The sequence below is a fragment of the Pseudomonas syringae group sp. 247E2 genome, from assembly GCF_032587795.1.
Classification (GTDB): Bacteria; Pseudomonadota; Gammaproteobacteria; order Pseudomonadales; family Pseudomonadaceae; genus Aquipseudomonas; species Aquipseudomonas amygdali.
Map to the genome: position 1 here is coordinate 12,906 of NZ_JAWHPK010000037.1, position 13,436 is coordinate 26,341.

Consider the following 13,436-nt stretch of genomic DNA (forward strand, 5'->3'; position numbering starts at 1 on the left):
GTGATTTGCCTTGGAGGGTGCACTGGCCATTTCAAGTTCAGCGATGATCAATACCGGGCTTTGGGCAGCCCTGAACCCACCAGCCGAAACGAAGTAATAGAAGAGTCGAGTGTGGGGCTTTCGGGCATTGCCCACCCCCGTGTCAACGCATTCTATGGGCGTGAGCTGTCATGAGCCGCCGTTCGGTTGTATCACTGCCTCCATCAGGATTTACAGGGCTGATTTCAATGTGTCTTCACGTTAGCCGAGTCAAGCGGTCACTAGTGTTACTGCTGTTACTCACGCTCAATGGTTGTTCAGCACTCTCACCGTACTCAACGCAAACCCGTGTGGATTTACAACTGAATGCAGACAATCAGCTTAATCCTGATGTCAATGGCAGGCCCTCGCCGATTGTTCTCAAGGTCCTGGAGCTCAGGCGTCCGGTGACCTTCGAGAATATGGATTTCTTTTCGCTTTACCAACGGACTGCTCAGGCACTCGGGCAAGACCTGATTGCAAGCGAAGAGTTTGAACTTCGTCCAGGCGAGAGTATTGAACTGAAGCTGAAACTGGATCAAGGCAGTCGTTACATCGGTGTACTGGCTGCCTATCGAAATTTGCCGGAAACCCAATGGCGTCACGTGATCAAGGTTCACCCCAAACAGCAGAATCGAGCCGTTTTCGTACTGGGTGAATCAGGCCTTCAACGGGCAGATAGCCAGACAGGCACAGGAAATCCGACATGAACGCGCACAAGGTTATCTGGCAGGAAGGCATGTTGCTGCGGCCGCAGCACTTTCAACATAACGATCGTTACTACGACCATCAATTGCGGGTTCGCACTCGGTTGGCGGGCGCCTACAACTGGGGGTTCACGGCCCTGGAAATAGATCCGCATTTTTTGGGCTCGGGACAGATCGTACTGGCTCAGGCCTCGGGTATCCTGCCGGACGGTAGCGTGTTCGACATATGCGACCGTAACAGTCCATTGGCGCTGGATATTCCTGCAAACACTTCAAACATGCCAGTGTACATAGCGCTGCCGACAATGGCGGGTAATTGCATTGAGACACGCAGCCACGAACAGCCGGAGGTGATCGCACGCTTTACAGCCTACGCAACGGATGTTTTGGATTCGAACGCCGGAGCAGACTGTTCCACTTCGGTGTTATGCGCGCGCCCGGAATTTCGTCTGTTAGTGGGAGAACCTCGCGGAGAGCACGCCTACACCTTGCTCAAGTTGGGGCATATTCTTATCTGCAGCCCTGACAAGGCAATAACGCTGGACACCGGTTTTTCACCGGCCTTCATCAACGCCAGTGGTTCACGCTACCTGATGTCGTGCCTCAAGGAAGTTGTAGGTCTGCTGCAGCATCGAGGCGACATCATCGCCGAGCGCATCGGTACATACGGCCAGGCGCGTGGTGCAGAGACGGGCGATTTCATGATGTTGCAACTGATTAATCGCAACGCGTTGGTACTTCAACACTATCTCACTACCCGGCAGGTGCACCCCGAAGAACTGTATCGGGCGCTGTTATCTCTTTTTGGCGAGTTGTCGACGTTCGGCGATGAAAGCAGACGTCCTCGACTGGAGGGCAGCTATCAGCACAGTGATCAGGGCGCAACGTTCAAACGTTTAATGTTTGCCATTCGACAAATGCTGTCGATGGTTCTCGAGCAGCACGCGCAGGAGCTTGAGTTGCAGCCCAGGCAGTACGGCGTTCTGGTCTCGCCTCGGGTGGACCGTGAGTTGCTGGGGGATGCCTCATTTGTCATTGCCGCTCGTGCTGATTGCGATACCGAAGAGCTGCGTGGGCGACTGCCTTCGCACCTCAAAGTGGGCTCTGTGGAAAGTATTCGCGAACTGGTGAGTCTGCACCTGCCGGGTATGCGGCTCAGGCCGCTGCCTGTGGCTCCGCGGCAAATACCGTTTCACGCTGCAAAAGCCTATTTCATTCTCGATATCGATGACCGGGACCAAAGCGGAATCGATAAGTCAGGGGGATTTGCTTTCCATGTATCAGGTGAATTTCCGGGGCTTGAGTTGCAGTTCTGGGCGATCAGAAATTGAGTAGACTGATGGATATGCAAAGCAGTCGCGAAGACCATGCCGTTACCTATGGCCGGGACAATGTCTGGCCGGGTGATGACATGTTCACGAGTCCCCACGATGCGAATCTTTTCGAAGGTCTGCAGGAACGGTTGATCAACAACACCCTGCAGGTATCCGAAAAGCGGGTCAGTATCCATGTCAATTCGCTGGTTGCTGCCGCGAGCGAATTGCTGGCTCAGGTGTCCAGGCTGTCTGCAGCCGAAGAGTTTGGCGATATTGCGCTGCTGAACGTACAGCTATCGGACCAGATCAAGCTGTTCGAGGCCGAGGGCCGGCGAAACGCTATAGAAAATGATCAGCTACTGGCTGCGCGCTACGTGCTCTGTACGGTCGTGGATGAAGCTGTGTTGAACACGCCCTGGGGCTGCAAGAGTGACTGGTCGAAGATCAGTCTGCTGAGCCGGTTTCACAAGGAGACATTTGGCGGCGAAAAATTCTTTCACCTCCTCGAAAAGCTTTCTGCCAATCCGTTCAAGCATCTGCCGATGCTCGAGCTGATGTACCTGTGTCTGGCGCTCGGGTTCGAGGGGAAATACCGCTCGCACCGCCTTAATGGCCATGAACTGGAAGACATCCGCGACAGCCTTTATCGGCAGATAAGGCATGTGAGAGGCGACGTGTCCCGAACTCTTTCACCTCGCTGGCAGGGCGCACAATCCAAGGCTTCTGAACGGCTGCGTGTCGTACCGGTATGGCTGGTCGTGCTGTTCACCGTTATCAGCCTGGCTGTGCTGTATTGCGGATTTACCTGGGTACTCGGCGAGCAGCGTGAGGTCGTGCTCAAACCCTATCAGACAGCGTATCTGGCAGCGCTTGAGCTCCGGTCTTGAAATGAGAGATGCAATGAAAACCCTGTTCAAAAAACTTATCGCGCTGCTGTGCAGTACCTGGGCCTGGTCGCTGCTGTTGGTGCTTGTGCTGGCTGCATGTATCTGGATGTTCGGGCCACTGCTGGCGGTGGCGGATAACAGGTTTTGGGAGAGCCCCATTGCGCGTCTCGTATCGATCAGTGTGTTGTTTCTGGTCTGGGGCCTCGGGATTGTCTTCAACAACTGGCGCATTGGTTTGCAGAAAAAACAGGCGCAAGACAGCCATGCAGGTCACGAACTTCTGCGTAAGTCTGTCGCCGTGGAAAAAGAGCACCTGGAGCTTGTCAGTCGTTTCAAGGATGCCCTGCGCGTGCTCAAGGATTCTGCGCTGTATGGCGAATTGGGTGCCCGGGGTCGAGTCGAGCTGCCCTGGTATGCACTGATCGGCCCGCAGAGCAGCGGCAAGACCAGCCTGCTGGATTTTTCCGGACTCGACTTTCCCCTCGACAGGGTCGGGCGCAAACTGACGCACGACACGAGCAGCACCAGCAGTTGTGGCTGGTATTTTACCGAGCAGGCTATTTTGCTGGATACATCGGGCCGCTATCTTGACCAGCCTGTACCCGAGGTCGACGGCAGCGCCTGGATGACCCTTCTGGGGTTGTTACGGGGCCGCTACCGCGTACAGCCGCTCAGCGGTGTGCTGGTGACGTTGCCAGTGGACATTTTGTTTGACGAGCGTGACAAGCGTCTGGAGAAAATGGCTGAAGATGTGCGCGCGCGCCTGGACGAAGTTTTTCAGCAACTGCACGTTGATGTGCCGGTTTATCTGGTACTGACCAAGGCCGACTCGATAGCAGGTTTCGATGATTTTTTTGATCAACTGTCCCGTGAGGAAAGTGAGCAGGTCCTTGGAGTCACGTTCCAAAACGGCCAGAGTGGCACCGACAGCGGTGTTCTCATTCAGGAGTTTGAGACGTTGCTGCAACGGCTTGGCAGCCAGGTCATCGCTCGCATTCATCAGGAACGAGACAGCCAGCGCCGTGGCAAAATGCTTGAATTCCCCAACCTGCTTGGAGGTATCGCACACAGACTGGGGGTTTTTGTCGAACTCGCGTTCTCCGGAAATCGCTATCAGCGCGCCAGCCAGTTTCGTGGGTTCTACCTGACCCGTGCGCCGCAACTTGTTCAGAGCTCTCAAAAAGCTGATGGGGAGGGCAGTACCGGATTACAGGTTCCACAACCTGGAAAAGCACGGTTCATTCACGATCTGTTGCGGCATGTGATTTTCCCTGAGTCCGATCTCGCTGTTCTCAACAAGGAAGCACGCGGAAAGATTCTTTGGCGTCAGAGGGCAGTGTATTGCTCCGCGCTATTGCTTTTATCTGTGTTCGGAGTGCTATGGACGACTGGTTTCAGTGCTAACCACGACCGGCTGGAGCGGCTTCGTATTCTGGGTGAACAGTGGACGCAACAGCGTTCATCGCTCACCGCCGAGGATGATCTACTGACAGTCCTTGATAGCCTGAACACCCTTTACCAGGCCGCTCAGGTATTTCCGGACAACAGTGATGTCACTCTGTATGAGCGCAACGGTCTTTATCAGGGCGAGCCTGCAAATGATGTGCTTCTGCGCGCTTATCATGCCCAGTTGCAGGGCCAGTTGCTGCCACGAGTGGTGCGGATGTTTGAAGCCCGCATAATGGCCAGCCTGCAGGATCGCGAGCAGTTACTGGGCAACTTGCGCGCCTATCTGATGCTGGTTCAGCGTGAACACCGGATACCTTCTGCGCTGAAGGAGCGAGTGGCGACCGACTGGTCAATTCGTTATGTCGGGCATGCACAGGCTCAGCACGAGTTGAATCAGCATTTTGGGCGTGTGCTCGAACAGTCTTTTGCCTATCCGCTAAACGACGCATTAGTGGCGCAGGCTCGGCAGGTGCTGCGTAACGAATCCTTCGCCAACGTGGTTTATCGGGTATTGCGTGAAAAAGCGCGTGTACTTCCGGACTACAGCCTTGGCCACAACACCGGCCCTCAGGCAAAGCATTTGGCTGGTACTGACTATCGGATTCCCGGGTTCTATACACGCCAGGGCTACGAGCAGTATTTCGTTACCCGTGGTACAGCCGTGGTAACTGAAATCATGCGTGACAACTGGGTCCTGGGTGAAAGTGAACAGTACAACGCACATCAGTTGCGAGCATTGATGGTCGAACTGGAAAAATTGTACTTTCGTGATTACGCCGATCATTGGGCCGAAGCGATCGGTCGGGTTTCACTGCAGCCCTTTGAAGGAGCCAGCCAGGCTGCCGTGCAACTGGCCGGGCTGACGGCAGCGCATTCGCCTTTGCTGCAGTTGCTGGTCGAGGTGCGTGACAACACACTTTTCCCGGTCCTTGCAGACAGTCTCGGTGCTATGAAGGCCGAGGCTGAAAAGATTGCACCGGGCCCTGTGGCGCTCACCCAGGTTGCTGCGATTGGCGATACTTTGCAGCAGACAGTTACCGATAGCCTGCCCACAACGGCGAAGCAATCATTGCAGCGTCGCTTCGATCCTTTGCACCGCTTGCTGGATGAAGAAAATGGTCCTGCCGCCGATCTGATTACAGCATTGAACGCCATCAATGAATTGCAGATGCAAATGGCCGCATTGGGTCGCTCCGGTCAGCCTGAACTGGCGGCCTACGAGATGGCGAAGGGACGAATGTCCGGGCAGCGAGACGCCTTGAGCAATCTGCGCAATGCCGCGGCTGTGTTACCCCAGCCTCTGGGCGGCTGGTTGAGCGCGTTGGCTGAAGATACCTGGAGCTTTGTGCTGTATCAGTCTCACCATTACCTCAACCAACGCTACAAGGCAGAGCTTTACAGTTTCTATGAACAGTCTCTCGCCAAACGCTATCCATTCCATGCGCACAGCAGCAGTGATGTGGCGCTTAATGATTTTCGCGAGTTCTTCGGCGCGCAGGGCATAGCCGAGCGCTTCTTCGATAGCTACCTGAAGCCCTTCGTCAGTGGCGATCCTGGTGGTTATCGACTGCGCACGATTGACGGCTACAGTCTGCCGATGAGTCGTGCCTATCTGGATCAGATGGCGGGTGTTTATAAAATCCGCAGTAGCTTCTTTGCTCACCGCACGCAGGAACCGCAGGTGCAATTCACTCTAGAACCTCACACCCTCGATCCTGCTGTACGCCGCGCTCAGTTCCGCTTGGGTGATCAGTCACTTGAGTATCGTCACGGCCCCATCGTACCGATGTTATTCAGGTGGCCCGCTGATACTGAGGATGGACGTACAAGTCTGGTGATGGAAGGCATGGTCGGCCGGCCGCTGGGCATCGAAAAGAATAGCGGCCCATGGTCGCTGTTCCGCCTCTTTGACCTGATGCAGACCGAGCCCCTGAAGGGCCGTGATGTACTTGTGCTCAAGGCCGATATCGGAGGCATGCGGGCCAACTACCTGTTGTCGAGCCAGCGTGCGCCGAATCCTTTTGACATGAGTGCATTACGCGATTTTCGTATGCCTGCTCAGCTGTGATGATATTCAGATGGGTTCTCACACTCGATGCCTATCTAAATTGTCAGTCAACCAACTGCACCAGCGTCGGCTCCATCGAATCCGCGCCCACCTCAAGCAGCGCCAGCGTCACCGGCAACTTGAAACGCCGCCGCCCGGCGCTGCCCGGGTTCATATACAGCGTGTCGCCGCGCCAATCGATAAGGGGTTTATGTGAATGGCCGGTAACGACCAGTTTCACGCTGTCATCCAGTAGTGCCGGAACATCGGCGATGTCGTGAACCAGTAGGGTTTGCCAGCCTTCGATGTCGAAGCGCAGGTGATCGGCGATGTTTTTTGCCCACTCGGCGTCCTGGTCGTTGTTGCCGCGCACGATGTGCAGCGGGGCGATGGCGCTAAGTTGGTCGACGATGTCCTGGCTGCCGATGTCACCGGCATGGATGATGGCTTCGCAGCCCTCAAGCGCCGTAATGGCTTCAGGACGAAGCAGTCCGTGGGTGTCGGAAATCAAGCCAACTTTCATCAGGGGCCTCGGGTCAGGAGCAGGGTAGGGAGGCAGTGTAACCCTTTGAGTTCGAATGGTTGATGGGGGACTGTGGCGTGCGACGCTCAGGAAGTATCCGCGCGTCGCAACCTCAAGACCGTGTCAGGCCTGACCAACCTTGATTACCACCTTACCAAACGCGCCTCTGGCCAAATGCTCGTATGCCTCGCGAGCTTGCTCAAACGGGTAAGCGTGATCGATTACCGGACGAATCTTGTGCTCGTTGAGAAAGGCGTTCATCCGGTCAAACGACGAGCGAGGTGCCACGGCGATACCGCGAAAGGTGGTCTGGCGGAAGATCATCGGCATCAGGTTCAGCGCCGAAGTCTGGCCGGTCAGAAAACCGATCTGCGCGATGCGCCCGCCCGCTTTGGTGGCCGCAACCGACTGATTGATGCCGTCGCCACCGGCTACGTCCAGTAACAGGTCCACACCCTTGCCGTCGGTGAGCTTCACTATTTCTTCTGCCCACTCGGGATGGGTTCGATAGTTCACTCCGGCGACAGCGCCCAGCTTCTTCACCGCTTGCAGATTTTCGTCCTTGCTGGAAGTCGCGATGACCTTGGCACCTAAGGCTGTCGCGATCTGTACAGCGAAGATCGATACGCCGCCTGAGCCCTGTACAAGGACGGTTTGCCCAGCTTCGATCTGACCGAAATCGACCAGTGCGTACCAGGCCGTGAGTGCGGCAATCGGCAATGTGGCGGCTTCTTCATCCGACATGGCATTCGGTGCACGTACGGCACTGTCTTCATGGATGATCATGTATTCAGCAAGTCCACCCGGCAACGGCGAACCGAAGCAATAATCCGGTTCGTCCGGGCCTGGCGGGCCGTCGATCCAGCGCGAGTAGAGGTGCGAATTCACGCGATCGCCTACTGCAAAGCGACTGACGCCTTCGCCTACCGCCACGACAGTACCGGCTGCATCGCTGACCGGAATCAATGGCTTGGGCACGCGATGCGGCTCGTAGATGCCGTCGACGATGGCCTTGTCACGAAAGTTGAGGGATACCGCACCGACTTTCACCAGCAGTTCACCTGCTTTGGGAACCGGCGTTTCAGCTTCTCCGAGCACCAGATTGTCGAGCCCGAAATCTTTTAATAGCCACGCTTTCATTCAATGTCTCCAGCAATCATGTTTGGGCTCACAGAGGCGGTTGCCTTGTGGGCGCTGAAGTCATTGTTGGTAAAACGCTAGTGCAGATAAATGGGCGCAAATCGACAGGATTGTTATCCTGCCAGGCAACAATAGCTCGGTATTTGTTCGGGGGAATTCGGCGGTGGACCTTTTACAGTCAATGCAGGTGTTCGCGAAACTTGCCGAGCTGGGCAGTTTTACTAAAGTGGCGGAGGCCACGCAGATAGGGCGTCCCCATGTGACCCGGATCATTCAGGATCTTGAAGCGTCGCTGGATGTCCGGCTGTTTCAACGTACGACCCGCAGTGTAAAACTCACTGCGGAAGGTCAGCGTTTTTACGAGCGCGTGAAGAACAATCTGGCCGATCTTGCCGAAACTACTTCCATGTTCGACCGAAACGGCTCGACCCTGCGGGGGCGTCTTCGGATTGATATCCCGGCAGCGTTCAGCCAGCGTAGTTTCATGGAGAGCCTGAAAGGGTTTACCCAGGCATTTCCCGACATCGAGCTGGCCCTGGGAGTAACGGACCGCACCGTGGACCTGGTCGCAGAGGGCATCGATTGCGCGCTGCGCATCGGGGAGTTACCCGATTCAAGTCTGGTGGTCAGGGAAATAGGCAGGGCCACGATGGTCACCTGCGCCGCGCCGTCCTACCTGCAAGCCTTCGGCACGCCGGAAACGCTGGAAGAGCTGGCAGATCATTGCGGGGTCAGCTTTCTGTCTGGTCAGAGTAATCGACCGTTACCCTGGCATTTCTCGTTGAATGGCGACGACTTTCCTGTTCTGCCGCGTGGTGGCATTACTGTCAACGAGTCCAACGCCTATGTGCAGTGCGGCCTTGCAGGGTTCGGTATTCTTCAGGCTCCGGGAATTACCGTTGAGTCGTTTCTGGCCAGCGGAGAGTTGGTCGAAGTGCTTGAAGCGTTTCGCCCGTTGCCGCGCCCGGTTTCTGTGCTGTACCCGAGCCGTACACACCTTGCGCCGCAGGTGCAGGCATTCGTCGCCTGGCTGAAAGAACATTTTCCGAAACTTCATCCTCGTTGGTTTGAAGTTCGCTAAATACGTGTAGCAGAGTAGAGAAGCGCCTCCTTGCAAAGGCGCTCCTGGCCAAGCGGGATTAATTACGCTCAAGCGCCAACACCAGCCGCTCCAGCCCGATGCCAAACCCGGCACCTTCCCTGTAGGCTCCGCCGCCGACCACCTGTTGCTGGGCGCCCAGGCGAGAGCAGCGTACCTCGAAGCCGTTGCCGTTCAGGTAGTAACTCAGGCCGCGTTTGACGGCAGTATTGAGTTCATAGTCCAGCCCCAGCGAGTCCAGAAAGCCTGTGCAGATGGCTTGGCTGCGTTGCAAGGCTTGCTGCGGTGACGGGCCAAGAATTTCCAGCCCCAGCTGGGTGAACTCACGGTAGCGTCCGGCCTGCGGTCGCTCGTAGCGATAACAACGTGCGACATAGAAAAACACTGCTTCGCGTCGCCCGTTGAGCAGGGCCTCACTGCGCTCCTGGAACAGGGCCGTTGCTTCCGGGATCAGGCAACAGGCGCGTCCGGCCTTGTCGTTGAATGCCCACATCTGGCTGATGATCTCGCTGCCGCCGGCTTTTTCGATAAAAGTGTCCTGACCCCATAACGCGGGGACTATCGCTTCTTCAGCACCCGCTTCGATGAAGATAGCTCCGGAAGCGGCTTTCTGTCTCACGCAGGGTTGTGGCTTCTGTTCCGGTCACGATGCGGGTTCCGCGTAGCATGGTCATGGTGGTGATCTCCGTTGTTTTCAGGTGGTTGTTTTAAAAGTAATAGGCAATAAAAAAGGCGCCGTGGGCGCCTAGGTTTGTTTCACTGATGGGTCAGAACGTGGATCTATGTCTGGCCAATCGATGAGCATAAGCAACCGCGGCGCCTGAGGTGGGGCCGTGAGGGTGATGTCGGTTACTGTGAGGAAATTGATTCATGGCTGATCCTTGCATGCTTTCGGCTATCGCTCAAGCGGTAGCTTCAGGGGCACCGCTCACCTCAGCCGGGCCATGCTCAAGGCATCGACGAATACGCCATCGCGCACGGCGTAGTTGCGCAGGCGTCCTTCCTGTTCAAAACCGTACTTGCGATAAAGGCCTTGTGCAGCCTCATTGTCGGCAAACACGGTCAGTTCTACCCGGTGCAGGTTCATCCAGTTGTCTGCGATGTCCAGCGCCGCCGCCAGCAGTTTCGAGCCGATGCCCTTGCCCTGCCAGGCGGACGCTACGCCCATGCCTATAGCGCCGACATGGCTTTGTCGGCTGCGCGAGTATTGTTCCAGGCCGAGGCTGCCGATGACTTCGCCGCCACTCAGCGCGACCAGTTTCACATGTCGCTCTGTGCTGGCTGCCAGGCGTTTGCGCCACACGTCGATGGACTGAAACGGCATTTGCAGCACCTGACGACAGACCGCAGGCTCGTTGTAGAGCGCAGTAACGCCTTCAATATGGGTTTCGTCCATGCGCTGAATGAGGATTTGCGGGGCAGGGGCGTGCACGTTGATTCATTCCTTGAACGGTCAGTGGATGGCCAGTGTAAGACGCAGGCGAGGTGTGGGGCCAGTCGGCTCAATAAGAGGTTGCGCAGATTTTTCCATAAGTGTACCGTTGTGTTCACTTATGAAGAGGATCGCATCATGTTAGCCACTTCGCTCGTTCAGCTGTCCCAGGAGCCCATCAAGCCAGGTATTGGTACGCGTATTTTCAACAGCAAGCAGGAGCTGCTGTCGGGTCAATTCGCCGGGGAAATCCGGGAACTGCTGGAGCAGCGAGGTGTGCTGGTGTTTCCGCAGATTGATTTTTCCGATGCAGAGCAGATCGCTTTCACCCGCACGCTGGGCACTTTCTGTCCGGAAGCCAGTGATGGCCAGAACATCACCAAGATCAGCCTTGATGTCAAAGAGAACCCGGCAGGCGCTGAGTTTCTCAAGGGCTCGCTCTACTGGCATATCGACGGTACGAGCAGCGATGTGCCCATTCTGGCGTCGTTACTGTCTTGCAAGGTGCCCGCCAGTTGGGGAGGCAACACCGGTTTCTGTAATACCTATGCAGCTTACGAGGCGTTATCGAGCGCTGATAAACAACGTTACGAAAGCTTACGAGTAATTCACGCGCCATGGGCATCGTTACTCTATTACAATCCCGAGCCTGGCCTTGCGATGCTCAAGGCCATGCAGGCTATCGGCGAGAAGGAGTTGCCGCTGGTCTGGAGGCACCGGTCCGGTCGCAAGTCGCTGATTCTGGGATGCACTGCGCAGCAGGTCGTTGGCGTCAGCCTGGCGCAGAGCGCGCAGATTCTGGTCGGCCTTCGCGAGTGGGCCACGGCCGAGGCGTTCAGTTACAGCCATGCGTGGCAGACGGGTGATCTGGTGATATGGGACAACACCGGCACCATGCACCGTGCGGAAGCTTACGACCCCGCGTGCGGGCGAATGATGCACCGCACCAAGTTGCAGGGCGAAGAGCCTTTCGAGTGATCTGCCGGGCGCGACAAGCGGGTGACGCCGTGGCTGTTATATCGAGTTGCTCATTGTGAGCTGAATCGTTTTGCCGGATTGGAGAAACGAGAATGTGCAGACCTAAAGAGCCCATCGCGGGCGTATTTCTACTGTTGGTTCTGGCGGCCGGAGGCTGGGTGGCTCAGGAGCCATTTCCTCATTTCGGGATTGATCTGCCTGCCGAGGCGTTATTGGACGGCGAGCGCCCGGTCAAACCTGTGTCGCCTCGACACCGAACGCAATTTGATGAAAGCCAGTTCAGTAGCGCCATGCTTGAACTCGTGCCCATGTACGCGACCGTAGAGTAAACCGTAGGCTGTGTACGAAAAGTCGGCCAGCGCGGCCACTTTTTGTACAGAGCCTGTTTGAAGCGCTCAGGCAGCCCGTTTGCCCAGCAACTTCAGGCGTTTCAGCCAGCCATCTTTCTTGCCGGTCGTCTGGACCTGAACGATTTCCGGCATGTCACGCAACTTCACCCAGATATCCCCGCGCCATTGCAGCGTACTCAGGGGTGTACCCTGCCACTGCATTTGGCAGTGAGTGGGGCCGTCGTTGTTGATATCAACGGCGCGGGCGCTCAGTGCGGGCAGCACGTCTTGTGTCAGCCAGCGTCGCAGGGCGCGGTTTTCCGGGATGTAATGGTGAATCAACAGGGCGAATACCGCAGACTCGCTGATCAGCAGGCATTTTTGCCATTCGCCGTGGGTCAACAACCATGCGGTGCGGCGCTGATCGGCGTCGAGCTTGCGGGTGTTGCGCTCGTCCAGACGCTTGCCCATCAGGCGGGCGATGTCTTCCAGCGGGAACCAGGCTTCTGCGTGCATGACAACAGCACGCAACATGCGACGGTGGCGCAGGAAGAGGGTGGGTTCGTGGTTTTCGGTGCAGGGGAGAAGGGGGAATGGGAGATCCATTGATTAAACGCTCCATAGCGAACATAGAGCCCCAATCACGTCGCTAAACGAGAAGGTGGCAGCTGTGCGAAGGTTAGCGAACCGGTCTCTAATCTTTCGCATACCGGCAGACCCGAAGGTCTCCGACGCACAGCCGCCATAACGCGATGTTCATGTTGAGCATGAAACGCGATGTCGAGAATAGAGATTCGGATCGCTAAATCCGGCCGCTGATTTTGCAGCGACGGCGCACCTTAAATCCTCGATACAGCCCGCGCAAGCAACTGAAGTCTTCTCGGAAACTTCACACAGGGCGAAGAGATTTTTCAGTCGAGCGACTTCATCCTTTCCTGCAAAATCAACGCTTCGTCCGCATGAAACGTTTTTTTCACCCTCATCAAGCGGCAGCTACATCAGTCTGTTTCGCTGATGTTGGCGAAGAAAATACAGCCGATCAATCTGGCAAACAGAGTCAGTGTTTCCGCCAGATCGGGGTCGTCAAACAACGTCACGTCGGAGTCGAGCGCACATAGCGCGCCGTACAACTGTCCGTTCGGAAGATGGATCGGCACGCCTGCATAACTCTCGATGGCGTAGCGCTTTACCACCGGCCGGTTCGCGTAGCGGCCGTTTTTGCTGATCTGCGGTACGAACAACGCTTCGGGGTTGACGCAAAACTCACTGCACAGCGTGGTCTCCAGTTTGAACACGTCCCCATCGTCGATGCCCAGGTCAGTCGGGTCGTATACAGAACAGGCGATCCAGTCCGCGTCGGTGAACTTTGCGATACCTGCAAAGCGCATGCCTGTCAGTCGGGTGACCAGCCTTAAAATGTTGGTCGTTGCCTCTATTTCGGCAATCGCAGAACGTTCCTCTGTGGTCAGGCCGTCTCGAGAAGCTGTCAACTCCAGACTCATGCAATTCTC

General features: G+C 56.3%; 13 protein-coding genes. 7 read left to right on the forward strand and 6 right to left on the reverse strand.

Going from position 1 to position 13,436, the window contains the following annotated elements:
* Window positions 1-227 precede the first annotated feature (227 nt).
* Genes tssJ through tssM form a run of 4 tightly spaced genes read left to right on the forward strand, consistent with a single transcriptional unit; the run spans window position 228 to window position 6,445 of the window.
* Window positions 228-728, forward strand: a complete 501-nt coding sequence (tssJ, locus tag RYC18_RS24855; RefSeq protein ID WP_029240993.1) for a type VI secretion system lipoprotein TssJ — start codon at window positions 228-230, stop codon at window positions 726-728.
* Window positions 725-2,056, forward strand: a complete 1,332-nt coding sequence (gene tssK / locus RYC18_RS24860) for a type VI secretion system baseplate subunit TssK (protein ID WP_044293273.1) — start codon at window positions 725-727, stop codon at window positions 2,054-2,056. The genes tssJ and tssK overlap by 4 nt, the downstream gene beginning before the upstream one ends.
* A gap of 8 nt (window positions 2,057-2,064) precedes the next feature.
* Complete coding sequence (icmH, locus tag RYC18_RS24865; protein WP_005777743.1) at window positions 2,065-2,928, forward strand: type IVB secretion system protein IcmH/DotU; 864 nt, start codon at window positions 2,065-2,067, stop codon at window positions 2,926-2,928.
* A 13-nt stretch (window positions 2,929-2,941) separates the two neighbouring features.
* Window positions 2,942-6,445, forward strand: a complete 3,504-nt coding sequence (gene tssM / locus RYC18_RS24870) for a type VI secretion system membrane subunit TssM (protein ID WP_016981955.1) — start codon at window positions 2,942-2,944, stop codon at window positions 6,443-6,445.
* A gap of 43 nt (window positions 6,446-6,488) precedes the next feature.
* Here tssM and RYC18_RS24875 read toward each other — a convergent pair whose 3' ends face one another.
* Complete coding sequence (locus tag RYC18_RS24875) at window positions 6,489-6,947, reverse strand: metallophosphoesterase family protein (protein WP_316886970.1); 459 nt, start codon at window positions 6,945-6,947, stop codon at window positions 6,489-6,491.
* Between the two features lie 123 nt (window positions 6,948-7,070).
* Window positions 7,071-8,087, reverse strand: a complete 1,017-nt coding sequence (locus tag RYC18_RS24880) for a zinc-dependent alcohol dehydrogenase family protein (protein ID WP_010202983.1) — start codon at window positions 8,085-8,087, stop codon at window positions 7,071-7,073.
* A gap of 181 nt (window positions 8,088-8,268) precedes the next feature.
* On the opposite strand from RYC18_RS24880, the gene RYC18_RS24885 reads away from it, so the two are divergent.
* The gene (locus RYC18_RS24885; RefSeq protein ID WP_005744155.1) at window positions 8,269-9,168 is read left to right on the forward strand and encodes a LysR family transcriptional regulator; all 900 of its coding nucleotides are present in this window, start codon (window positions 8,269-8,271) and stop codon (window positions 9,166-9,168) included.
* A 58-nt stretch (window positions 9,169-9,226) separates the two neighbouring features.
* Here RYC18_RS24885 and RYC18_RS24890 read toward each other — a convergent pair whose 3' ends face one another.
* Both RYC18_RS24890 and RYC18_RS24895 read right to left on the reverse strand, forming a co-directional pair.
* Window positions 9,227-9,805, reverse strand: a complete 579-nt coding sequence (locus RYC18_RS24890) for an ATP phosphoribosyltransferase regulatory subunit (RefSeq protein ID WP_005777737.1) — start codon at window positions 9,803-9,805, stop codon at window positions 9,227-9,229.
* Between the two features lie 309 nt (window positions 9,806-10,114).
* Window positions 10,115-10,618 carry a GNAT family N-acetyltransferase gene (locus RYC18_RS24895; RefSeq protein ID WP_005777735.1) on the reverse strand — a complete coding sequence of 168 codons (504 nt, stop codon included), beginning with the start codon at window positions 10,616-10,618 and terminating at the stop codon, window positions 10,115-10,117.
* A gap of 138 nt (window positions 10,619-10,756) precedes the next feature.
* Between RYC18_RS24895 and RYC18_RS24900 the strand changes: the two genes are divergently transcribed.
* Both RYC18_RS24900 and RYC18_RS24905 read left to right on the forward strand, forming a co-directional pair.
* Complete coding sequence (locus RYC18_RS24900) at window positions 10,757-11,596, forward strand: TauD/TfdA dioxygenase family protein (RefSeq protein ID WP_057404038.1); 840 nt, start codon at window positions 10,757-10,759, stop codon at window positions 11,594-11,596.
* Window positions 11,597-11,688: 92 nt separating this feature from the next.
* Window positions 11,689-11,925, forward strand: coding sequence for a hypothetical protein (locus tag RYC18_RS24905; protein ID WP_004661480.1), 237 nt, complete (start codon window positions 11,689-11,691; stop codon window positions 11,923-11,925).
* A 66-nt stretch (window positions 11,926-11,991) separates the two neighbouring features.
* Here the strand turns inward: RYC18_RS24905 and RYC18_RS24910 are convergent, their stop codons facing one another.
* Entirely contained in the window at window positions 11,992-12,531 is a 540-nt protein-coding gene (locus RYC18_RS24910; protein ID WP_117139945.1) for a Bro-N domain-containing protein, read from the reverse strand.
* 392 nt (window positions 12,532-12,923) lie between these two features.
* Window positions 12,924-13,427 (reverse strand): GAF domain-containing protein, encoded by a 504-nt coding sequence (locus RYC18_RS24915; protein WP_005744147.1) that lies wholly within the window; start codon window positions 13,425-13,427, stop codon window positions 12,924-12,926.
* Window positions 13,428-13,436 lie beyond the last annotated feature (9 nt).